Source organism: Hydrocarboniphaga sp., assembly GCF_028291725.1.
Classification (GTDB): Bacteria; Pseudomonadota; Gammaproteobacteria; order Nevskiales; family Nevskiaceae; genus Hydrocarboniphaga.
On sequence record NZ_JAQGNT010000022.1, the window covers coordinates 1 to 22,926 of the forward strand.

Genomic DNA, 22,926 nt, shown 5'->3' on the forward strand with positions numbered 1-22,926 from the left:
CAGAGCGAATTCCACATCCGGCCGAACAAGCTCGTCGAATACAAGTACGTCGCCGCGGTGCTGGCGTCGGCGCAACGCCATGGCGTGACCAAGATCGGGCTCGTCGGTAATGAACAATTCATGCAGTGAGGATGCGCAACATGAAGTACGGAATTCCTCTGATGGTCGTGGCTATTCTGCTGGCCGCGCAGTCGCCTCTTCTTGCCGCCGACAAGCCGCCGGCTCTGCGTTCAGAGGTCGGTAAACCCCTGCAGGCGGCGCAGACCGCCCTGCAGGCCAAGAACTACGACGATGCCAAGGCCAACCTGGCCAAGGCCGAGGCGGTAGGCAAATTCACGTCCTACGAAAGCTACATCTTTGCCCGTCTGAGTGCTCAGGCGGCCATCGGTACAGGCGACTACAAGGGAGCGGCCGCGGCCTACGAGCAGATCATCGCTTCGCCCGAGTTGCCGGCCGAAGAGAAGGTCCAGACCCTGGATGCTTACGTCAGGATCAACTACGGCATCAAGGATTACGCCAAGACAGCAAGCGCGGTCCAGCAGTACAAGCAAGCGGGCGGCAACAGCGCCGAGACCCTTGGCCTGCTGGCGCAGTCGCAGTATCTGTCCGGGCAGTATGGCGAAGCCGGCCAGACGCTTGCCGCCGAAATCGAAGCGGCCGAGAAGGCTGGCCAGAGACCTTCGGATATCCAGCTGCAGCTTCTGGCCTCGTGCGCGCTCAAGCAGGACGACATGGCGGCCTACACGCGGGCGCTCGAGAAGATCGTCGCCTATATGCCGAAGAGGGAATACTGGCTGGACCTGATCGTCCGCACCAGCAACAAGCCCGGGTTTTCGCCGAACCTCGCTCTGGACGTGTACCGGCTGCGCAAGGCAACCGCCACGCTGGAGGACAGCGCCGATTACATGGATGCCAGCCAGCTCGCACTCCAGGCAGGATTTCCAGCCGAGGCCAAACAGTTCATCGACGAGGGCTACGACAGGAAGAAGCTCGGTGAAGGCGCGGACGCGGCACGCCACAAGCAGCTGAAAGACCTGGTGACCAGAAAAATCGCTGAAGATCGCGCGACGCTCGCCGAAGGCGAGAAGGTCGCTGCGGCTCGGGCTGCCGGCGATGCGCTTGTCGCCACCGGTTACAACCTGACCACTTATGGCGAAGCCGACCGGGGTCTGAAATTGATGGAGCAGGGCCTGGCAAAGGGCGGCCTCAAGAAGCCCGACCAGGCGAAGCTGCTACTGGGATATGCCTATCAAGTCGCCGGAAGCGAAGATCGGGCGCAGAAGACATTTGAAGACGTCAGCGGCGATGATGGCTCCAAGGATGTGGCGCGTCTGTGGCTGATCAAATCCCGTTCGATGTGATGCAGGCAGTCAGAGCCTGCAGCGTCTGAAGCCGCATTCGAAATTCCTGGCTTTTGCCGTTTTTATCGGCGCTACTTCAAGCCGGTTGTGGTCTTCCGCCCGTACTGCAGCGGACATGGCGATGCCTAGGACTGCCCTGATGCGCCGCAGCCATCTCGGCCTGGCCGGCTGATACTATTGCCAGCCGTCGGCCTCTGGTCCGAGATCGAATACTTTCCTGGTTTGATCGTCCAGCGAGCCGCGGCTGGCAGATAAATTCGGAATGCCCAAATCACCGCGTGTTGTCCGCAGAGTCCGTCCACCTGCCGGGCGCCCCACACCCGAACGGGCGCGGCTGCGCCACGAAGAGCTGCTGGACGAAGCGCTTGAGCAATTCCTAGAGAAAGGCTTCGTGATGACGACCATAGAGGCCATTGCCGTGGCGGTCGGCATGACTAAGCGCACCGTTTACAGCCAGTACGCGGACAAGAAGGCGCTCTTCGCGGCCACGGTGCAACGCGCCATCGAGCGCTGGATCGTTCCGGTGGAAGCGCTGCACGCCCTCGATTGCGATGATCTGGAAGGTACGCTCAAGGCCGTCGCGCGCATCCGCATGCAGAATGCGAATAGCCCGGATGGCCTGCGGCTGCAGCGCATCCTCAACGCCGAGTCCTACCGATTCCCGGAAATTTTTGCTCTGGCCTATGACCAGGGCACCGTTCCCACCGTCAATTTCCTGGCCGATCTGCTACGCCGTCATGCGAAGGCGGGCACGATTCGCGTCAGACAGCCGGAAATCGCCGCCCTGGCATTTCTTTCGATGGTGATCGGGACGCCCAGTCGCGCCATGGTGTGGGGCGATTCGGTCGACGAAAAGCTGCTCAAGGAGCGTGTGCGGATTTGTGTGGGGCTGTTCCTGAACGGCGTGCGCATGCGCTAAACAAGCCGAGCCCCGGAATGATCCGGGGCTCGTCGATCAGGTGCCGCTCAGAACCGGTAGCGCAACTGCAGGCCGTAAGTCAGCGGCGGGCCGTAGGCCGCAGTGAGCAGACCTTGCCGACTGACGCTCGCGTAGGCGGACTCATAAAGCTGGATACCGCCCACTTTGTATTCCTCGTCGGTGACATTCTTCGCGTAGGCATTGACGTCGAAGCTAGTGCCCATCACGCCCGACCAGCCGGCGCTGAGGTCCAGCAGCCAATAGGCCTTCTGCTGCAGAAAGGGGCGGATATTCTCCGGCGTCCGATTGATGGCCTGGATGGTCTGCAAGGAATTAATCCAGACGCCACTGCGATAGGAAGCGGTGCTCGTGAAGTTCAACTGCCCCACTTCGGTTCCCAGCGGCACGGTGTACGCCAGCGTCGCACTACCCGAATGCTTGGGCGTGAAATGGAACGGCGTCTTGCTCAGGTCGACAACCGGATACACCTTTGTGGTCGCGGTCGGATCGACCGGATCGGAGCCGATCTCGGTCCACTGGTCGTACTTCGGATAGGTGTAGGCGTAGTTCAGCTGGAGCGACAAATTGCGGGTTGGAGCGATGGTCTGTTCGAGTTCAATGCCAAAGACTTTCGCCTTGGCCGCGTTCTGGACGGCCGATCCTGGAACGCCCGTCGTGCTGGTGACGCCGACCGTGCGCTGAATGTCGTCATACAATTGGTAGAACGTGTCGGCATTGCTGCGCATGCGCCACGAACCGACCGACCAGTCGGTCTTGGTTCCAAGCTCCAGATCGTTGACGGTTTCCTGTTTGTATGGCTCATATGTCAACGGGTTGGTCGCACGCAGGTTGAAACCTCCGGAGCGATAGCCAAGCCGGCTGGCCAGATACACCAGCGAGTCGGGGCGCAATTTGTAGTCGAGTGACACGGTCCCGGTAGGCTGGGAGAACGAGTCCGAAAGCGTGACCGAGCAGTTGTCCAGCGTCAGCGGCTGACCGTTCTGGTCTTTCAAGATGCAAACCGTTGGCGTATGCGTCTCGAGCGTCATTTCCCGCTCGTCCTTGTTCATGCGCACACCAGCGGTTAGCGACAAATCTGAAGTCAGATTGTAGGAACCCTGAGCAAAGGCCGAGTAGCTCGTGTCCTTCACCGCCCCGTATTGACTGAACGGATTGCTGCCGGAAGCGCCTTCCGATACGCGGCCCGGCGAGTTCTGGAAGCCGGTTTCGTAATACCAGTAGAGGCCGGTAACCCAGTTCAGGCGTTGGTCGAACGCAGTGCCGAGTAGTTGCAATTCGTAGCTGGCATGATGCAAAGCCTCGTCCCCTTCGGCCGTGAGTTCGCCTGGAATGCCTGAGGCGTCGAGGTCGATGCTCTGAGCGGTCTTGAAGTCGTGGTAGGCGCCAATGCCTTTCAGCGTCAGCTCGTCGCCGAGTTTGATCGACGTGGTGTTGACCACACCTGAAGACTCGAGATTTTCAAATTGGCGCATGTCACTTTCGACATCATTGATGTCGCGATGATTGGCCCGTTCAACCGCATCGTAGATCGACGGCAAATCAGTGGTCTCAAACCGGTTGCAGGGCTGTCCGCCGGTAACCGGATTGCCCGGGCCGTCATAGCACCTTGCGCTGTTGAGCGGACTCGGGTCCGGGTTTGCTGCCTTCAGCACCATTCCGCGGCCGTTCGTGTGCCTTTGGTCATACATCACGACCATGTAGTTCTCGATGGAATCCGTCGGATTCCAAACCGCCGAGAGGCGTACCGATCGGGTATCCTCGCCGCCGAGCTTGCTGCCATACAACGGACCCGGCGCCACATTGGTCTGATAGCCCTCGCTGTTGATGGTGCGGCCGGACAGGCGCAACGCGAACGTATCAGAAGCGGGTATGTCGACGCCCACCTGGGTTTCATTCAAGCCGTAGCTGCCGTAGCCGACCATGATGTCGGCGCCAAAGCTGTTGCCTGGACGACGCGGCGTCAGCAGGATGGCGCCGCCGGTCGTATTGCGTCCGAACAGCGTGCCTTGCGGACCCTTCAGCACCTGTACCGACGCCAGGTCGTACATCCCGAGATTGGTGCCTTCGGCAGGTGACAGTACGGCGTCAGCAAAATAAATGGCGACCGTCGGATCCTGGCCATACAGCGACTCGGTGGGGCGGATACCGCGCAGCGAATACACCGGTGAGTTTTCGCGCCCCGAGGACTGGCTGATCGACAGCGTCGGCACAACCGTCGCCAGCCCCTCAATGTTGTTGATATGGTGAGTTTCGAGTGCGTCGCCGCTCAGCGCGGTGATGGCAATCGGCACGCTCTGAGCGCTTTCCTCGCGACGCCGGGCGGTGACCACTACTTCTTCGATTCCCGACGTCGACTGATCTGCAGCGACTTCGGGCGCGGCGCGGGTCTCAGCCTGTGCAGGCACGGCGGCCTGGTTCCCTTGAGTCTCTGATGTCGGCGGCGGCGCATCCGTCGCGGGCAACGCGATCGGTTGCACTTCCGCCGCCGCGGGTGGCGCCGCCGCCGGGTCCCGCGCCAGCGCAACGCCGGCGTAAGCTGCACTGGTCAGCAACAGCATCGCGGCCGCCCTCATTCCGCTGCGTCGGCCTCGTATCGTCGCAACCACGGGGCGCACGCCAAACTCGAGATTGAATCCCTGTTTCATCTAGCTCTCCTCTCTATATTTTATTGATGGCATCAGCTACAGCCTGCGCGCCGAGGCGGCAGTGATAACCACGTGCCCATATTCCCAAGGGCTCGCCGCTACTTTGCGACGAACGGATAACAATGGCAACTGTCGGGTATCGTTTAAAGATCTATATATGAACAACAGTGATGGACAGCTGTACAGACACACCTGAGCGTTCGCCGCGGGGCGGTACTCTGCTGGGGTAGGCAATGCCCGCCATGAGCCTCTGCCGGCTTCGGACGGATATCGAGGGTCCTGCTGCAAACCCTGCTTGAGCTTGGGCCCGCCATCAGCAGGCTTATGCCGGTCCCCTCGAATCGCGGATGACGCTATCTATCCGCATGGTCATGCAAGCGCGTGCGGAGATCGGACGGCAACGGGGCGACGCCCGGTTTCGGCTGCACGCCGAAACTCTTGAACGGCATGGCCAACAGGTCGTAGCAACCGACCGGGGGGAATACGACGTCGATGAGTTGCGCGGTGTCGAAATGGGCCGAGAGCCGCTGCCAGGCCGGATCGCTAGCGCGTCGTAGGCCGTCTCGTCCCAATCCGGTGGCAACAAAGCAAAGGCCTGATGCGTGGATTGTTTGCATCCTGCATACGGATCTCGGCTTTTTTTTAAACGGCGCGAGATGGCCGGTGCCGCCTGAAGGCGACACCGGAAAGAACCACGGATCAGGCTTCGGCGTGCAGGTAGCGATCCAACTCGCGGTGCATGTTCAGGATGATTTTTTCCTGCTCGACAGCGAGCCAGGTCTGGCGAATGCCCCTCGAATGGAGCCCCTTCTGCATGCGTGGGATGTTGCTCAGATCTTGGCGTGGAATCAGCAGCACCTGCTCGGGATCCTGAAGATCGGTGACCTGCTCGACGACTGCGCGTTCCACCTTGTGGCCGGCTGGATACGTCGTGGTCGACATGATCTCGAAGACGCACTTGTCGGGGTCGAGTCCATCGGGGCGCACGCGATAGATCATCGCGTTGCCGGCCTGCGGCAGGATCATGACGTTCGGGAACAGGAAGACCTCGCCGCCCCACATGCCGAGATTCTCGGGCGTCGGCGCGGGCATCGGTCGCTGCTGCTCGCCCGCCTGCTTGTAGAGCGCCTTGATGTATTCGCCGCCGAGGCTGGAGTCCTCAGGGATCGGCTTGCCGCGCAGCGACAGCAGAACATCAACGTCTTTCTGCAGCACCTGTGCATCCATGCCGACGACGAGCAGCGACAAACGTGCCGCCATCGATTCCAGTAGAGTATCAGCACGCATATCGCTGACGTGTCCTTGCATCGGCGTCTTCTTGCCGCCGATGAAGCGCCCGTGGCCCTTGTCGAAGACTTCGTAGACGACATTGCGATGCGTGAAATCGACGAAATCGGTTTCCGGCGCAAGACCGCTCACGACCTTGGCTCCTCGGACTTCGAGCTGCGGGTGCGTTGCCGGAACGTGGAAGGCCTCGAAGAAAGCCTCTTGTGCGACTTTCCAGTTGGCCGGGACCGGAATCGCCTTCCACCAGTAGTGGCGCATCTCGCCGACCGCAAGATTCTCCATCATCGTACGGATCGGCGCGATGAACTCGTCGAAGGGCTGCGGATTACGGTCCAGATTGATGAACACGAAGCCCGCGAAAACCACCGAATGGACTTCCTTCAGGGCCACGTCGCTGTCGCGCAGCTCGCCACCACGAAATTCCTGGCGCTCCAGGATGAACTGAGTCTGGCCCTCGAGGCTCCAGCGCCAGCCGTGGAACGGGCACATGATGCGGGAATTCTCGAATGTGCCGCTGCCTTCTCCCAGCGCGGTCCCGCGATGCGGGCAGACGTTGTGATAAACCTTGACCGTATCGGCGTTCGTACGCACCAGGAGCACCGACTGGTCGCCGATGTTGTACACCGTGTAGTCGCCGGCCTGGGGAATTTCGTCGAGCCGAGCCGCGGCCTGCCAGACCTTGCTCCAGAGCTTTTCGTACTCCAGCGCGGCGAAGGCCGGATCGATATAGCGGCCTACGCTGATACCGTGCGGCATGGTGTTCCAGCTCGGCGGCCAAGAGCTGCCGCCGCCTGAAGCATTCTTGAGGGCTGTTCGCTGAGCCAGCTCGTTCATTTTCTAAGTTCCTCCATTCATTAACAGGCCCATGCCGAGCGACCCTACCCTGCGTCGCCGAGCCCGGCGGACCCGACGCAAGTCGAGTCGATCCGGTGTGACTGCGGCGATGATCTCCAGCAAAGCCGCGGAGTCAGAATCTACGCCCACGGAGATGCGCATTTCAAGCGCGACGTATCGGGGCAACGAGTCCCATGAGCTATCTGCACATCACTGGTGACCAGAACCGCCATCGCGACCACTGCGACCGGGTGGATTCAGGTAAGCGACGGAAGTCAAGGCCAATCGGGTGATCGGAGCGCGCTCGTTCCGTTGTTGAGGACCAAACAATCCATGACATGAAATGCGCGCTGCTGGATAACCTGATCGGATATTAGATCGGAGGGGTTGTATGGCCAAGCTGGACGAAGCCGCGCGCAAGCGGATACGGGCGGGGTGATTGATGCTGGCGGGAACGACGCCCGCAGAGGCTGCCCGATAGGTAGGCGTGGCACGGCAGATCACCTATACCTGCAAGGCTCGGCTCGATGGGATTCAGCTCGCAAAAACCCGAGCGGCGCGCCATCGCGCGCAACGAGTCTGGGGTGCGGGTATGGAGGCGCAAGACCTGGCCCGCGCTCAAATATCTGCTCGGTCGCGCGGCGACTGATCGCTTTTATCGACGAGTCGGGCCTGAGTGAGCGGCCCACGCCGATGCGCACCTGGGGCCCCAGGGACCAAACGCCGATCATCCAGTTTCATTTCAACTGGAAGCATGTCTCGGCCACCGCCAGTCTTTCGACCTGGTTTGAGCCTTGCCGGCCGCTTGGCGGTGATGTCGGTCAGGAAAGCGACGAGTTTGCCAGAGGTGTGGTGCTCCGCTGCGCGCCATGGCCCTGACCGCGGCTTGCGGCCCTGCCGAGTTGCTCGTCGTCCGCCTAGCCACCACGATGCCGCCTGTCCGCGTCTTGCCTAGCCTGGCCTTAGCGTAGGCGGCAATGCAGCGATCGTATGTGTCAGGTTGATGTCGATTCTGAGAATATCCGCTAGCATCGCGCAGTTATTCTTAATCTAAGTAGGGGATGGCATTGAAGAAGAACGAGGCGGCAGCCACCAAGCCACGGCGGCGGCGGGATCCGGACGGGACGCGCATGGCCATTCTGGAGGCCGCCGGGACGCTGCTTGCGAAGGACGGCCCGGAAGGACTCAGCGTGTCGCAGGTTGCCCAGCTCGCCGGGGTTAACCGCGGCACGGCCTATCAGCACTTCCAAACGCGCGAGCAACTCGTGGACGCAACCACGGTTTGGGTTAGCGAACAACTGTGCGAAGCCGTATTTGGTGGACTCGCCCCGCGCAGCCCAGTAGAGCACATTGATCCGCAGCACGTCAGCGAGCACATGGTGCAATTCGCGATGCAGAATCCGGAACTCGGGCGTGCCTGGCTGTTCCATGTGCTCAGTTCGCCGCATCCGGCTAACGACCCATTCTGGAAACAGTACCGGCAGCGGTTCCAGAAGTTTGCAAAATCCGAGTCCGCACAGCCTGGTATCGACATCGACGTGCACACGGTGCTGATGATCATCGGCACCTTTCTTTGGCCCGTATGGGCGCGCGCCCATACGCGCACGGCCAAGGACCGCCAGCTCATGGCCACGCGGTTTTCGGATGAGATCCTGCGCTTGAGCCTGTACGGCAACATGCGACCGGAGAAGTATCCCGCGCTCGCCGCCAAGCTGTCGAAAAAAGCACCGAAAAAGACGCCCCCAAAAGCGCCGAAAAAGGTCGCTGCGGGCACGAGTCGACGGTCCAAGTAAAGCGAGGGGCCGGGGCAGGTTCCCGGCCGCGCGCATCGCCTCGTTTCGTCATTCCGCTATCAGCGACCAGCGTTGATGCGCAGAGACCGCTGTTTCAGTTTTGCCCCGTCGACCGGAATACGCCCGGCCATCCCGCCCGGGGTGATGCCGCGGTCAAGCAAGTCCAGGCCAAGTCTGGCCCGGTGAATAAGCTGATCGGCGACGAGGGCATCGGGCTGTTCCGGAACTTCATCGTGATGGGCAAGAAGACCTGGGGCATGGTCATGGTCGTCAAGCACCAGAGCCTGCTGGTATCCATGCAGGCGGTGCCGGCCGGACATGCTGCAGGCCCCCTGGATGATCCACAAGAGCGGACATCGAAGCGCCCGGCGCACAGCGCCCCGCCTGCCGCGGTGCATGGTCAAGGGTTTCGCTGCCCGGCCCGTGCCGATTCCATCTGTATCTATCTGTATCCATCCGTATCTGTCGGGATTGGCGGCGGCATTATTTCGGCGCTATTGCATTTACAAGCAAGAAAGCGCCGCCGGTGCTCTGTCGAATCAACGAATGACGCTCAGTTCATAGCGTTCTGAGGCTCGTAGAAGACGAACCGCTTTGGAGCCCTTCAACGACACTGAAGGAGACCGGTATTAATTATCCCACCCGTAGACGTGCCAGAATGAAATCAACACTGTTGACGGGCATCGTTTGCTGGGAGTAGCTTCCTTGCCACCGTCGTGCTGCGGCGGTCTGCAGCAAAGCGTCCGAAGAGTCGCACTGCACGTCTATGGTCGTCCAGTAAGCAGCTACATAAAAAAAGGACGATGTTGGAGGAGAGCGTGAGCTGTTGTTTTCGGAAAGCGACATTGTGTCGGTCGAAGCTGCGTCGTCTTGCAGCCGGTCGGACCGGTCGCCGCATGGCCAGCACAGTCCCGGTACACCCAAGCTCGCTTGGTCTGCCGAGAGGGTGTTCGCCCCAAAACTCTCCTTGTCCTGTAGCAGCCCTAGTGTCTCGTGATCTCGGTCTACGTGGCGCAAAAGTTTCTGTGCAGACGGGTCGCCAGAAGCGTGCTTTAGCGAGTGCTTCAATCCAACGGTGTGAGGAGAGCTAATGAACGACAGTAGTTGCAAAGCCCAGTTATGCATGACGCTGGCATTCGGCCTGGGCTTGGCCTTGCCGGCAGGCGCCCAAGAAAATGGCGCGGAGACGGCTCCGATCGCGGCGCAGCCGGCGGAGGCAGCGCCCGCTGCAAAAGCCGACGCTGCCTCCGACGATATTTCCGAAGTGATCGTCACCGCGCGGCGTATCGAAGAGCGTCTGCAGGACGTTCCGATCTCGATCACCGTGTTCAGCGAGGAGCAGATCGCCAGGAACAACCTGGTAAATTCCACCGATCTTGCGAACATCACACCGTCACTCTCGGCCAATAACAACTTTGGCAACGAAAACGCTTCGTTCGCGATCCGCGGGTTCGTGCAGGATGCCGGGACGCCGCCATCTGTCGGCGTCTATTTTGCCGACGTGGTCGCGCCGCGCGGTGTCTCCAACGGCATTCAAGTGGGCGATGGCGCCGGCCCGGGCAACTTCTTCGACCTGCAGAACGTTCAGGTCCTGAAGGGGCCGCAGGGCACGCTGCAGGGTCGCAACACGACGGGTGGCTCCATCCTTTTCGTGCCGAGGAAGCCGACCTCCGAGTTTGGAGGCTATGTTGAAGGCTCGGTCGGCAACTACGGCATGTATCGCACCCAGGGCGCCATCAACCTGCCGATCAACGACACGCTGCGCGCGCGCTTCGCGGTCGACCATGAAACGCGGGATGGCTACCTCGACAATAATTCCGGCATTGGCCCCAGTGATTTCAACGACGTGAATTACGTCGCTGCGCGGGCCAGTGTGGTGTGGGACGCCACGCCGAACCTCGAGAACTATTTTATCGGGTCCTACAGCAATTCGGACACCAACGGCAGCGTCCAGAAACTGATTGCCTGCAATGCCGATCCCAGTTCAGAGACCAACCCGCTGGGCGCGCTATTGAACGGATTCGGAAATCCGGGCCCGTGTGCTCAAGCCGCCCGGAACAAGGCGAGAGGCGACGGGTTTTATACGCTGCAGAGCGACATCACCTCGCCGGAGTCCAGGCTTAAGACCTGGCAGGCGATTAACACCACCACTTGGCACGCCACTGACACGCTCACGGCCAAGAATATCGTCAGCTACGCCGAGCTTACCGACGATCTGCGCAGCGCCCTGTTCGGCACGGATTGGAGAATCACGAATTCATTAAATCCGGCTGATACACCCCATGTCCTTCCTTTCTCCTTTGTCCAGGCGCCCTCGGGACAACACTCGGCTGCCCAAAACACGTTCACCGAAGAAATGCAGTTGCAGGGCTCGGCACTCAACGAGCGCCTGACCTATCAAAGCGGTGTCTATTACGAATCGAGCCGTCCGTTGAGCCATTCCGGTGCCCAGTCTCCGTTCCTGGCTTCGTGCACGAGTGCTGAAGATCTGCAGTGCGCGGACTATCTCGGTCTGGATGCCACAAACTTTTCCACCTATCCGAGCCCGCCCCCACCGCCCGGAACGTATCCGAACGGGCAAGGTGGTACGGTCACTTTTCCGCTTGCGATCGGCGCGGTCAACTACACTTCGGGTGAGACGACATTCCGCGACATCGGCATTTATTCGCAGTTGTCATACGCCATAACGGACCAGTGGAAGTTCACTGGCGGTTACCGTTACACCTGGGACCGGCAGCAAAATACCAGCACGCGTATCGGCTATACATTCCCCAGTGTGTACAACGGGCCATATTATTCCGTCGGCACCACGCCGACGGCGGCCTGTACCGATCAAAACTTCGCTCCGTCGTGCACCGAGAGCCTGGAGGCCAAATCGCAAGCGCCGACCTGGCTGGTCGACCTTGACTACAAGCCGCTCGACAACGTGTTGACCTACGTCAGTTACAAGCGGGGTTATCGTGCAGGTGGTGTTTTTGTCAACGCGCCCGCTGCCTTTAGTACGTTCAAGCCGGAACAGGTCGATACCTACGAACTGGGCCTGAAGACGAGCTTCAACAGCGTCGTTAAAGGAACCTTCGATATAGCCGGCTTCTACAACGACTTTAGCAATCAGCAGTTGCAGATTGGATTTAACGGCACACCGGGTTCGGGCAATTCCTCCACAACGGCTATCGCCAATGCGGGTGCGTCGAAGATCTATGGTGTGGAGCTTGACGCGGTCATCGTCCCGGTTAAAGGCTTGGTACTCGAAGTCAACTACGCCTACCTGAAAACCGAGATCACAAAGTTCACCTTGCCCACGACGGACCCGACTGAGTTCACAACATCATCGTCGATCCAGAAGGGCGATCCGCTCGCACTTTCGCCGAAGAACAAGTTGGCAGCCTCCGCCGTCTACACGCTGCCGCTCAGCGCCGACATTGGAAAGATTTCGGGAGGTCCGACGTTTATTCATACCGATAAGCAGCTGTCGAACTACGACTATCTGCACTCTCCGTCGACCGTGGAGAATCTGGGGGGCAACTGGGGCGATCTAGATGCGCGAAATCTTCTCAACCTGAACTTGAGCTGGAGTTCGATCATGAGATCGGAGTTCGACCTCTCGTTGTTCGCAACCAACGTGACGCACGAGAAGTACTATAACTTCGTAGCGGGATTGGACGGCGCCGGTTTCGAGAGCGCGACGCTGGGCGAGCCCGCCATGTACGGTGCAAGTCTGCGTTACACGTTTGGTCAATAAGAGCAAGACCTGAGGTCTGAAAACTTCGGGCTCGAGCAATTTGCTCGAGCCCGAATATCATCTGATCGTGAGCGTCTGCTCGCGCCATCATCCTGCCGGTGGCTTGCCCGGAGGTTTACTTGCTGGACTATTGACGATGATGGCTGTCATCGTCATCAAGCGGCGCCACAAGGGCGCCGGTTTCCGTGCCGCTGCAGGTTCGTTCGATCGAGCCGTCTGCTGAAGCGCTGCTGCAGGAATGCACCCGCGCCGCCGCCTGCTGCAAGCCAAACCCCGACCCGATGAATTTCCACGGCTGGCTGATCACGCGGCGACTCCCGCTGATGCACAGCGCTGTTGTTGTGTCGAACGCTGCGGTCTGTCGAAAGAATTGACCTCCCGACGTTCGTAATTCGTTAAAGTAGAGACTGGGAGAAACGTCGGTGGGGATGCGCCAATCATAACCCCGACCTGTTCCATGGGGCGCATCGCAGCGATCGCCGAACACAATCCTGGTCCGCCGCGCACCCGCGCTTGATCAAAAAGGAGACACGCATGTCCAACGAAGCACCGCACCTGCTGACCGAGGAGGACGGCGGCATCCTGATCGCCACGCTCAACCGGCCGGAAAAGCTCAACGCCATCACCCCGCAGATGATGGAGCTGTTCGAGATCACCTTGCACCGGTTCCGCGACACGCCCGAGTTGAAGGTCATGCTGATAAGGGCGGCCGGCCGCTACTTCTGTTCGGGCGCCGACCTGCGTAGCGGCTCGGCTGCTTCGACACGCAGCGGCTCGGCCATCCGCGAGAACCATCGCCTCAGGCTCAATGGCATGCATCGCATCTACGACGAGATGGAGCACATCGAAAAGCCCATCGTCGTCGCGCATCACGCCATGTGCGTTGGTGGCGGCCTGGAGATGTCGCTGTCCTGCGACTTCCGCCTGGCGGCCAAGAGTGCGAGCTACGCATTCCCGGAAGGCAAGTTCGGCGTGCTGCCGGCGTCCAACGGCGTCAGCCGCCTGGCGCGTATCATCGGCACGCACTGGACACGCTACCTGATCATGGCCAACCTGCCGGCCAATGCCAGCAAGGCCGAGATCATGGGCCTGGTCCACGAGGTCTACCCGGACGAAACCTTCGCCGACGACGTGATGAACTTCTGCCGCCATCTGGCGCAGCAGAATGGCGAGCAGATGGGCACCGCCAAGATCGCGATCGAACTGGCTCACGACGTGGGCCTGGCACAGGCGCGCAACGTGGAACGCCTGGCCAACAGCGCGCTGATGCTCAACCCGGACTTTCTCGCGGGTATGGAGCGCTACCTCAAAGGTGTCGGCAGCAAGGGCAAGGCCGACTGAGCATGGCGAACGGGCGCACCGCCTTTGAAGCTGCGAGCTGGTGATCGTCACTATCGCGACACGCAGGTCGCGCCGCGCGTTCAGTATCCCAACATCATTCGCTAGCCAGAATCCGAGAGCCCAGCATGACTGAGACCGCACTGCGTATTCCGCTGATCACCGAGGCGCAGCGCAACACCGGCGAGGTGCGCGCAATGTTCGCTGCAATGGATGGTGTGAGCAAACTCAACAACGAGAACAATCACGCGCTCAACACACTCGCGCAGCATCCAGCACTCGCGACTCCCTATCTGGCGTTCAACAAGCATCTGCTGACGACCACGACCTTGCCGCTGCGGCTGCGTCAGATCGCGATCCTCCGCGTGGGCTGGTTGCAACACTCGCGCTACATCTGGACCAGTCACGTGGGAGTATCGCTGCGCCGGGGCCTGGAGCCCGAGATGTTCGAGCCCATCAAGCTTGGAGCGGGCTCCGAGTATTGGTCGCATCCAGAACGCGCGGTGCTTCGAGCGGTCGAGCAGCTTCGTGACCGCTCCGATCTGGATGATGCGACCTGGGCTGAGCTTTCGTCGCATCTGGATCAGCGGCAGATCATGGATTTGTTGTTCACGGTCGGCACCTACATGCTGCTGGCGCTGACATACAACGCGATACGCATGCAGCTCGAGCCCGAGCTGCTGGAATTCGCGCAACAATATGGCTCCCCGGACTGAGGCTGGCGCGAAGCGCATTCCGGCTGACGATACACAAGCCAACACGAGAGGAAGAAAAATGGGCAAAACGGCTTTGGTAACCGGTGCGGCGGCCGGCATCGGCAGGGCGTGTGCGCTGCGGCTCGCGCGTGATGGAATGGCGATCGGTGTGCTTGATCTCAACCTGGAAGGTTGCGAGCGGGTAGTGGCCGAGATCAAGGCGGCGGGTGGCAAGGCCATCGCGCTGAAGGCCAGCATCGCCGATCGCGCGCAGGTTACCGCCGCGGTCACCCGGCTGCGCGAAGCTTTCGGTCCGGTCACCGTCCTCGTCAATAACGCGGGCATTACCGGTTTTGCTGCGTTCGAGGATCTCACGGACGAGGTCTGGGATCGCATGATGACGGTCAACCTGAAGGGGCCCTTCATCGTCACGCAGGTGGTGCTGGCCGACATGAAGGCCGCCAAGTGGGGCCGCATCGTCAACCTGTCGTCGTCGAGCGCGCAGACCGGCGCGCTGAACATGGCGCACTACGCATCGTCCAAGGGCGCGATTATCGCGCTGACGCGTTCGCTGGCGCGCGAACTGGGGCCGCTGGGCATCACTTGCAACAACATTCCGCCGGGTTCGGTGATGGGTACGGAAATGTCGCAGGCCTCGGTTGCGGCCGGTCTGACGGCGATACCGGAAGACAAGCTGATCGGGGCCATTCCGGTGCGCCGTGTCGGTGAACCCGACGACATTGCCGGCGCTTGCTCGTGGCTGGCTTCGGAAGGCGCCGGTTACGTGACCGGCCAGACCATCGGCGTCAACGGCGGGCGCGTCGTGTCGTGATGTCGTGAGCCCGGCGCCTCGTCGGCAACCGCCGGCGCGGCGTGGAGATCTGGACGAGGACCGTGACGAGGGCCGTCTTCAGCTGCGCAGCTTTTCCGCCAGTGCGATGCAGTGTCGGGCCAGCGTGGTCTTCTGATCCAAGGTCTGCATCACCGTAGGTGCCACCACGAAGCGGGAATCCGTGCCTGCCAGCTCCGCGTCGGCTTCGTCGATGATCACGGCATCGACGAAGTCCGCGTACAACTCGGCGATGACGCCGGCATGCGGCTGCACGCCGAGTTCGCGCATGATCTTCGCCGTGGGACCCTTGATCGCATCGCCGGCGACGATCGGCGATACCGCCAGCACCGGCGCGCGCAGCGCGCGCAGAGACTCGCGCAGCTCGGTGATCGCCAGCATCGGCGCCAGGCTGAGATAAGGATTGGACGGGCAGATAATTACGCCGGCGAGTTCGGGACTGGCAAGCAGTTCGCGCAAGGCCGGTGCGAGCCGTGCCTGCGCGGCACCTTTGAATTCGAGCCCCCGCAGAACGGGCTCGCAGCGCAGCCGCACGAAGTAATCCTGAAAGGCGAGGGAGCCCTGATCGGTATGCACGGTGGTGCGTACTGGCTGATCGCTGACCGGCAGTACGGTCACGGTCACGCCGAGCCGGTGCGCAAGTTCAGCGCTGACCTGACTCAGGCTAAGGCCCTGCGCCAGCAGCTGGCGGCGCAGCAGATGCAGTGCGATGTCGCGATCGCCGAGCGAGAACCAGCTGTCGCCGTCGAGCCGCCGCAGTTCCTCGAGCACGCCGAAGCTTTCGTCGGCGCGTCCCCAGCCTTGCTGCGGATGCACCACACCAGCGAGCGTATACAGCACCGTATCGAGATCGGGGCAGATGGTCAGGCCCAGGTGCTCGAAGTCATCACCAATGTTGACAGCCACGACCAGCGACTCCGCGGGCAGCGCCTGTGCCAGGCCGGCGGCCAGCTTGGCGCCGCCGACACCGCCCGAAAGCGCAAGGTAGCGCTTCGAATCAACAGCGGTGGGCAGGGCTTGGGCACGCATCGCGATCCTCAATGCTATCTTTCATGTCGGCTACCCGCCAAGGCGGTTCTCATCACAACAGACGGGCGTCGGCGGTCTCGTGCGACGGTGCCGCGGATCGACCGTGTGGGACTTCCACCAGCACGGCCATCGTAAAAGAAGGAATCTGAATGACCGCAGTCGAAACTTCCACGCCGGTGGCGGCGACGCTGTATCCGTCGCCTGCGGCAGGCTGGTATGCCACGATCGTGCTGGCCTTGCTGTATTGGTTCTCGGTGCTGGATCGTTTCATCATCGGCTTGATGGTCGACCCCATCAAGCGCGACCTGGGCCTCACCGATCTGCAGTTCGGCATCCTGACCGGCTCCGCTTTCGCGATCACGTTTTCTGTCGTAGGGCTGTTGGCCGGCGCCTTGGCGGACCGGTTCAACCGGCGCTGGGTGATCTACGTCGGCGTGACGATCTGGTCGCTCGCCACTGCCGCCTGTGGTTTCGCGCAGAGTTACTGGCACATGCTGCTGGCCCGCGTGGGCGTCGGCGCCGGCGAGGCCGCGCTCAACCCTTGTGCAACATCGATGATCACGGACCTGTTTCCGCGCCACCGCCTGACCACCGCCTTGGCTGTATACGCGATGGGGTCTACGGTGGGTTCCGGTTGCGCCTATCTGTTCGGCGGCCTGATCGTGACTCTGGTATCGAAGTCCGCGACTTTCGAACTGCCGCTGGTGGGAGCAGTCCGCTCCTGGCAGGCCGCGTTCTTCATCGTCGGCGTGCCGGGTGCACTGGTTTCGTTGCTGATCTTTGCGGTGCCCGAGCCGCTGCGCCGCGGCACCCGCGCCGCACAGCGGCGAGCCGGTTTGTTCTGGCGCGATGCGGTCGGATACTACCTCGCGCTGATCCGGTTCATGCGTGGCCGCGGGCGCTTCTTCCTGTATCACTACACCGGCTTTGGCCTCGCCTCGCTGATCGTCAGCGGCTGCCAGGCCTGGTATCCGGCTTATATCGGACGCAGCTTCGGTTGGAAGGCCGACAAGATCGGCCTGTACATGGGCGTGACGCTGGTGATATCCGGCGTTGTCGGCAAGCTGATCGGCGGCCTGGCAGTAGATGCCATGTATCGCCGCGGAATGCGTGACGCGCAGTTCCGCTGGTATGGCGCTGCGCTGCTGGCCGCCACTCCGCTTGGACTGATCGCTTTCACCGCCGGCAGTCCCTGGATGTTTCTGGGCTTCATCAGCTTGTTTCTGGTGGTGCTGTCTCCCTTCATCGCCTGCGCCAACGCCGCGCTCAATCTGGTCACGCCCAACGAGCTGCGCGGCACCGGCGTTGCGTTCTTCAATGGCACGGCCGGACTCGTCGGCCTCGCCGGCGGGCCGATTCTGGTCGCGGCGCTCTCCGATCATGTGTTCAACAGCAGCGCCAACAGCGGCAGCAGCCTTGGCCTGGGTCTGGCCGCGGCCACTGCGATCTGCTGCCCTGTCGCCGCCTTGCTGCTGTTCTGCGGCATGAAGGCGATGCGGCGGGCGGTGGACGAAGCGGAGACTTCGGCATGAACGCACAGCCTGGCCGAACCACCCATGTGGACGCCGATCTGGCCTTGCGTCTGGGCCGCGTGCAGCTGGTCCGCAACTTCTGGGACGCACCGATCGACAGCCAGAACGCAGCAAATCAGCATCATCTGGAGTTGTCGCTGCTGCCGCGTTCCGGCGAGCCGAAGGGTTGCTTTCCGGATCACTGGGGTCCAAATCGCTTCGAGCCCATGGGCGATATCTTTCTGCTGCCTGCCGCACAGCTGTTTCACGCCAGAAGCGAATGCCGGCAGCAGAATTCCGTGATCTGTCGCCTCGATCCCCAGGCCGTCGACGAGTGGTTCGAAGGCGAGCTTCGCTGGACCGATCGCCGCCTGCGCGGCGGGCTCGATATCACCAGCGGTCGCGTCCGCAGCCTGCTCTCCGGCATTGCCGAGGAGCTGCGCAGCCCGGGCTTCGCGAGCGCGGCCATGATCGAGCTGATGACCGCGCAGGCGGCGATCGAGCTGTCGCGCCATCTGCTCGGCATCGAGGCGGGCGAGTCCGCGGGCGGCCTCGCGTCATGGCGGCTACGGCGCATCGACGAGCGCATTGCCAGCGACCTGTCTCCGCCGTCGCTGGCCGAACTGGCGCAGCTCTGCGGCGTCTCGGTGCGGCATCTGACCCGCGCTTTCCGTGCGAGTCGCGGCCGTTCCATCGGGCACTATCTGGAGGAGCATCGCATCGAGCAGTCCAAACAGCTGCTCGCGTCGGGTCGCAGCGTCAAGGCGGTCGCCTACACGATGGGCTTCACGGCGCCTTCGAATTTCGCGGCGGCGTTCCGTCGTGCCACCGGCGATTCACCGCGGCAATACCAACAGCGGACGTTACGCGCGAGCCCGCGGGCCGACTTGCCGCATTGATTGCGCGCGCGTCGCGGCTCAGCTCAGGATTGCGGCTTCGGAGCCAGAACTTTCCAGATGCCGTCAGCGCTGGCCACCGTCCTGTCGCCGACGGTGATGAGGCCGCGCACGAACACCATCTGCGAGGTGCAGCGCACCAACTCCGCCTGGCAGCGGACGAAGTCGCCCACTCGCGGGCTGGATACCAACTGGATCGCGAGCTGCGCGGTGACACAGCGCTTGTGGCCCAGCGCATCCGTCGCGACCCAGCCCAGCGCAATGTCGGCGAACGTCATCAGCGCCCCGCCGTGGACCGTCTCCTGGTAATTGACGTGCCGCTCGTCGGCGATGAAGCCCGCCGCGCGGCCCGCGCCTGGAATGCCGCGTACCCACAGCGGCGCAATGTAAGCCGTGAAGCCTTGCGCCTCGTGCGCGCTCCAGCCCGCCGCCTGCAATGCTGCTGCATCCATGGGCTGCTTACTTCGGCTGCATGCGGATGGCGCCGTCGAGGCGCACGGTTTCGCCGTTGAAGTAGCCGTTGCGGATCATCTCCAGCGCCAGGCTTGCATACTCGGCAGGGGAGCCCAGGCGCGGCGGGAACGGTACCATCGCGCCCAGCGCGTCGAGCATCTGCGGTGTTGCTCCGGCCATTGCCGGCGTTGCGAAGATGCCCGGCTGGATGGTGTTGACGCGGATGCCTTCGCGCGACAGATCGCGCGCAATCGTCAGCGTCATGCCGACGATGGCGGCCTTGGCGGCCGAGTAGGCGGCCTGGCCCATCTGGCCGTCGGTGGCCGCGGCGGAAGCGGTGTTGACCATCACGCCGCGTTCACCGTCGACCGGTTCGAGGGTCATCATGCCCGCCGCCGCGCGCGTGATGCAGCGGAAGGTGCCGACCGTGTTGAGCTTGAGCACCCACTCGAACTTGTCCGAGGGGAAGAATTTGATTTCGCCCGTCGCCTTGTCGCGGGACGCGGTGCGGATCGCGTTGCCGCCGCCGGCGCAGCACACCAGCGCGCGCTCCTGGCCGTTGGCCGCGCGCGCCTTAGCGAAGGCCGCATCGACGCTCTCGTCGCTGAGCACGTCGCATTCGCAGAACACCGCGCCGGTTTCTGCCGCCATCTTGGCGCCGGTCTCCGGGTTGCGGTCGAAAATCGCGACTCTGGCACCGGCGGCGCGCAGCGCCTTGACCGTGGACAGACCCAGGCCCGAGGCGCCGCCGGTGACGACTGCGGCCAGCGATGTGTCGATTTTCATGAAGTCTCCGTCTGAGTTTTAGCCGATGGTGGTCAGGCTTTCGTGGCTGGAACGCTCCACCATTCCGTAGGCGGTCTGGCCGTCCCAGGTGTAGCGTGCGCCGCCCTGTTGCAGGTTGAGGCCGCCAATATCCGGATTGCCGATGCGGAACGTGGAAAGCGCGGTCACGCCCTCGATACGGGTGTGCCCGAGTTCCGATTGTAGCTCGACCGACACGTCATCGCCTTCGAAGACGATACGGCGCAGGAACGGCGCCTTGACGATACGCGCCGGGTAAAGCTTGCCATCCTGGTAGACAACGGCGTCGTTGTACGAGTAATCGGTCAGACCGTCGCGCGGCGGGTAGGCCAGGCAACCGAAGGCGCGGCCGTCCGGAAACAGCGCCGACAGCCAGCAATGGCCGAAGAAGCCTTCGAGCCGGCGGATGCTCTGGCGATGGATGCGTGTGCCGGTACCTTTGAACGCGCGTTTCCTGTCGTCGATTTCCAGTATTCCCTGCGCACGGAAGTGATGCTCGAAGCGGTAACCCAGGCCCATGGCCTGCGCATTGGCCGCCTGCGCCGCGCTCATCTTCGAGGTATCGGCCGAGACTTCCTGTACCCAGGCCGGCGTCGCCATCGTCATCTCGACGTCGAGCTTCACCGGTGCCGTTGTGGTCTTGGTCTTGAAGCTGCCGTCGAGCTGCTCGGACGTGTGGCCGTCGCGCGCCGGGCCGTCGAAGCGCATGGTCCAGCGCTTGAACGGCTCGATGCAGCGGAACGTGAGCGGGCCCGCGCCGATGATGCTCGGGCATCCGTCGGCATCGATCGCTGGCGGTGCGGGTCCGCGCCCGGCGCCGCTCATCACGCGGCCGTTCGCGAATGAGAAGTTGGCCTGCAGCAGCCGGTTATCCCAGGACTGGGACTCGGCCTCGATGCCGCCGCGCGGAAACGCGAACTCGCCGTTCTCCTCGAACAGCCAGATCGACACGCTCTCGCGCATCTCCGGATGCTCGGGCTGTCCCGGCAGTACCCGGTCTTTTTCCAGGGCCAGGCCGCCGCTCAACTGCTGCGAGCTCAGGGTCATCGTCTCTCCTTTCGCATTAAATGATGTGCGAATGCTTCAGGCCGACACGGCCACGTCGAAGCGTTGGGTATAGAAGCGGAAGCGCTCGCGCAGCTGCGTAAGCTCGATGCCGAAGTCGGCAGCGTCGTAGCGGTGTTCGCCATGCCGGTCGCGTGGCGTGCTGCGGCGCCAGGCCTCCATGCGCGCGCGCGCCAGCGGCGTGAATTCCTCGCCGAGAAACTCGTAGAGCTTTGCGATGCTCGGAAACGGGTCCTTCTGGAACGGCGCGAAATGGATGTCGAAGAAACGATGATCGTTCCCGGCGTCGCGAAACGCGATCAATTTGCGCATGCCCAGTTCGCACCACTCGGTGTTCAGCGCGCCGAGGTAGGCCTTGTCGACTTCGTCGGACGAGGCCTTGATCAGCTCGTAGTAGAGATCCGCCACCGACGGAATCACCTTGCCGATGTCGCGATGCGTCATCCAGTAGTGTGCATCGGGAAACACCGTGTCCAGGGCCTCGATGAACACGATGTGGCTCGGATTCTTGAGCCGCCAGCGGGTCGGCGGACAGCGCCATTGCAGCAGTTTGAGCACGCGCTTCACGTAGCGATAGGTCGGAACGAGGTCAGCTCTGTGGTTCAGCCAGGCTGCGTAGCTGGGAACCTGCCACAGCGCCTGAAACAGATGGGACTTGAAGTCATAGCTCATATAGGTCTGGCATTCGGTGGGCATCGTTGCCGAGGACGGCAGCATGGCCTTTTTGCGCGGGAACATCTCCTGCCGCTTCAGCACCATGCGCTGCGCGACTTCGATGCGTGGGTCAGTCAGTTCGGTGGCTTTTTCTGGCGGCGGGCACGGCGTCATCGCTTCCCAGTTGCGGATGGAGCGCACGTTCGGATCCTCCGCCAGCAGGCAGGACAGCGCGGTCGAGCCGGTGCGCGGCAAGCCCAAGCCAATCAAGGGCGCGACGATCTCCTGCGCGTCGATCTCCGGGTGCAGTTTGTACCAGTGTTCGATCTGCAGGCGATTGGCGAGCATATCGACCAGCTGCATGTCGAAGCCCATGCGCCCGCGTTCGCTCAGGCGGGCCTCGCGGTCCGCCGATTCGACGAGCAGTTCCATGCCCTCGCGGAATGAGCCCTCGCCAAAGTCGTCTAGCGATGTCGCCGACTGCGCCCGCCGCATCAACTCGGAAACTCGGTTCACAGCATCATTCTCCGGTCGCGGCACGCCCTCAACTTGTGAATCAAGGCTAACGAGCTGCAGGGCCACCAGCAATCACTCGGTTGGCTGAGCCAAGGCCATAGCGATGATCTCGGGCCTTTGTTTCATTTGCCGTTCCCAGTTCGTGTCACGACCGCAGAACAGCTTCAAGATCCGAACATGATGACCTGATAGCGAAAGCCTGTCCCAGGCCCGACATCCCGGTCGCCTGGAGATCGAATTTGCGTGCAAAACGCGCCATCAATTTTCAGTGCGCGCCACTTTTCGACATACCGAAATGGTCAAAAAACTTGACCTGAAGGTAGCGTTCCGCCTGTGGAGGCCTGCCGTTCAACAGGCAGAAATCGCCATCAAGTTCATCAGTGGACAACTGAGTTCGTAAATGGACAACCATGTTGACTGGTATGGACTCGACAGGTAACTTTGCGAACCGTTTTTCTGGCTTCGTTCGAACAGACGAGCGAGCTAACTCGAGCCTGACACGCAAGACGGTGC

The 22,926-nt window shown here is 62.0% G+C and carries 18 protein-coding genes and 2 pseudogenes; 12 read left to right on the forward strand and 8 right to left on the reverse strand.

What is annotated here, in order from left to right; all coding sequences use genetic code 11:
- The 3 genes and pseudogenes from JWQ90_RS29125 to JWQ90_RS05375 form a co-directional block, all read left to right on the forward strand.
- Positions 1–129 (forward strand): annotated as a pseudogene (locus JWQ90_RS29125) (biopolymer transporter ExbD); the annotation flags it as partial.
- Positions 130–140: 11 nt separating this feature from the next.
- Positions 141–1,361 carry a hypothetical protein gene (locus JWQ90_RS05370; RefSeq protein WP_299690438.1) on the forward strand — a complete coding sequence of 407 codons (1,221 nt, stop codon included), beginning with the start codon at positions 141–143 and terminating at the stop codon, positions 1,359–1,361.
- 262 nt (positions 1,362–1,623) lie between these two features.
- Complete coding sequence (locus JWQ90_RS05375) at positions 1,624–2,280, forward strand: TetR/AcrR family transcriptional regulator (RefSeq protein WP_299690439.1); 657 nt, start codon at positions 1,624–1,626, stop codon at positions 2,278–2,280.
- Positions 2,281–2,327: 47 nt separating this feature from the next.
- Here JWQ90_RS05375 and JWQ90_RS05380 read toward each other — a convergent pair whose 3' ends face one another.
- Both JWQ90_RS05380 and JWQ90_RS05385 read right to left on the reverse strand, forming a co-directional pair.
- Positions 2,328–4,946, reverse strand: coding sequence for a TonB-dependent receptor (locus tag JWQ90_RS05380; protein ID WP_299690441.1), 2,619 nt, complete (start codon positions 4,944–4,946; stop codon positions 2,328–2,330).
- Positions 4,947–5,645: 699 nt separating this feature from the next.
- Positions 5,646–7,067, reverse strand: a complete 1,422-nt coding sequence (locus tag JWQ90_RS05385; protein ID WP_299690442.1) for an aromatic ring-hydroxylating dioxygenase subunit alpha — start codon at positions 7,065–7,067, stop codon at positions 5,646–5,648.
- A gap of 442 nt (positions 7,068–7,509) precedes the next feature.
- Here JWQ90_RS05385 and JWQ90_RS05390 point away from each other — a divergent pair.
- The 4 genes and pseudogenes from JWQ90_RS05390 to JWQ90_RS05405 form a co-directional block, all read left to right on the forward strand.
- Positions 7,510–7,847, forward strand: a pseudogene (locus JWQ90_RS05390) (IS630 family transposase); the annotation flags it as partial.
- 287 nt (positions 7,848–8,134) lie between these two features.
- Positions 8,135–8,860, forward strand: a complete 726-nt coding sequence (locus tag JWQ90_RS05395; RefSeq protein ID WP_299690445.1) for a TetR/AcrR family transcriptional regulator — start codon at positions 8,135–8,137, stop codon at positions 8,858–8,860.
- Between the two features lie 182 nt (positions 8,861–9,042).
- Positions 9,043–9,432 (forward strand): hypothetical protein, encoded by a 390-nt coding sequence (locus JWQ90_RS05400; RefSeq protein ID WP_299690447.1) that lies wholly within the window; start codon positions 9,043–9,045, stop codon positions 9,430–9,432.
- 518 nt (positions 9,433–9,950) lie between these two features.
- Positions 9,951–12,602: a TonB-dependent receptor gene (locus tag JWQ90_RS05405; RefSeq protein ID WP_299690448.1), complete on the forward strand. Its 2,652-nt coding sequence runs from the start codon at positions 9,951–9,953 to the stop codon at positions 12,600–12,602.
- Positions 12,603–12,729: 127 nt separating this feature from the next.
- Here the strand turns inward: JWQ90_RS05405 and JWQ90_RS05410 are convergent, their stop codons facing one another.
- Positions 12,730–12,909 carry a hypothetical protein gene (locus JWQ90_RS05410; RefSeq protein ID WP_299690449.1) on the reverse strand — a complete coding sequence of 60 codons (180 nt, stop codon included), beginning with the start codon at positions 12,907–12,909 and terminating at the stop codon, positions 12,730–12,732.
- A 227-nt stretch (positions 12,910–13,136) separates the two neighbouring features.
- On the opposite strand from JWQ90_RS05410, the gene JWQ90_RS05415 reads away from it, so the two are divergent.
- From JWQ90_RS05415 to JWQ90_RS05425, 3 genes are all read left to right on the forward strand, one after another.
- Positions 13,137–13,943 carry an enoyl-CoA hydratase/isomerase family protein gene (locus JWQ90_RS05415; RefSeq protein WP_299690451.1) on the forward strand — a complete coding sequence of 269 codons (807 nt, stop codon included), beginning with the start codon at positions 13,137–13,139 and terminating at the stop codon, positions 13,941–13,943.
- A gap of 125 nt (positions 13,944–14,068) precedes the next feature.
- Complete coding sequence (locus JWQ90_RS05420) at positions 14,069–14,656, forward strand: carboxymuconolactone decarboxylase family protein (RefSeq protein ID WP_299690453.1); 588 nt, start codon at positions 14,069–14,071, stop codon at positions 14,654–14,656.
- A gap of 58 nt (positions 14,657–14,714) precedes the next feature.
- Positions 14,715–15,467, forward strand: coding sequence for an SDR family NAD(P)-dependent oxidoreductase (locus tag JWQ90_RS05425; RefSeq protein WP_299690454.1), 753 nt, complete (start codon positions 14,715–14,717; stop codon positions 15,465–15,467).
- A 78-nt stretch (positions 15,468–15,545) separates the two neighbouring features.
- On the opposite strand, the gene cofD is transcribed toward JWQ90_RS05425, so the two are convergent.
- Positions 15,546–16,514, reverse strand: coding sequence for a 2-phospho-L-lactate transferase (cofD, locus tag JWQ90_RS05430; RefSeq protein WP_299690455.1), 969 nt, complete (start codon positions 16,512–16,514; stop codon positions 15,546–15,548).
- 149 nt (positions 16,515–16,663) lie between these two features.
- On the opposite strand from cofD, the gene JWQ90_RS05435 reads away from it, so the two are divergent.
- On the forward strand, positions 16,664–18,046 hold the full coding sequence (locus JWQ90_RS05435; protein WP_299690457.1) for an MFS transporter: 1,383 nt from the start codon (positions 16,664–16,666) through the stop codon (positions 18,044–18,046).
- Entirely contained in the window at positions 18,043–18,924 is an 882-nt protein-coding gene (locus tag JWQ90_RS05440; protein ID WP_299690458.1) for an AraC family transcriptional regulator, read from the forward strand. Before JWQ90_RS05435 ends, JWQ90_RS05440 begins: the two co-directional genes overlap by 4 nt.
- 23 nt (positions 18,925–18,947) lie before the next feature.
- Here the strand turns inward: JWQ90_RS05440 and JWQ90_RS05445 are convergent, their stop codons facing one another.
- The 4 genes from JWQ90_RS05445 to JWQ90_RS05460 are packed head-to-tail and all read right to left on the reverse strand — an operon-like array spanning position 18,948 to position 22,413.
- Positions 18,948–19,373, reverse strand: a complete 426-nt coding sequence (locus tag JWQ90_RS05445) for a PaaI family thioesterase (protein WP_299690460.1) — start codon at positions 19,371–19,373, stop codon at positions 18,948–18,950.
- 7 nt (positions 19,374–19,380) lie between these two features.
- The gene (locus JWQ90_RS05450; RefSeq protein WP_299690462.1) at positions 19,381–20,160 is read right to left on the reverse strand and encodes an SDR family NAD(P)-dependent oxidoreductase; all 780 of its coding nucleotides are present in this window, start codon (positions 20,158–20,160) and stop codon (positions 19,381–19,383) included.
- A gap of 18 nt (positions 20,161–20,178) precedes the next feature.
- Positions 20,179–21,225, reverse strand: a complete 1,047-nt coding sequence (locus tag JWQ90_RS05455) for a hypothetical protein (protein WP_299690463.1) — start codon at positions 21,223–21,225, stop codon at positions 20,179–20,181.
- Between the two features lie 36 nt (positions 21,226–21,261).
- On the reverse strand, positions 21,262–22,413 hold the full coding sequence (locus JWQ90_RS05460; RefSeq protein WP_299690465.1) for a sulfotransferase: 1,152 nt from the start codon (positions 22,411–22,413) through the stop codon (positions 21,262–21,264).
- Between the last annotated feature and the right edge of the window lie 513 nt (positions 22,414–22,926).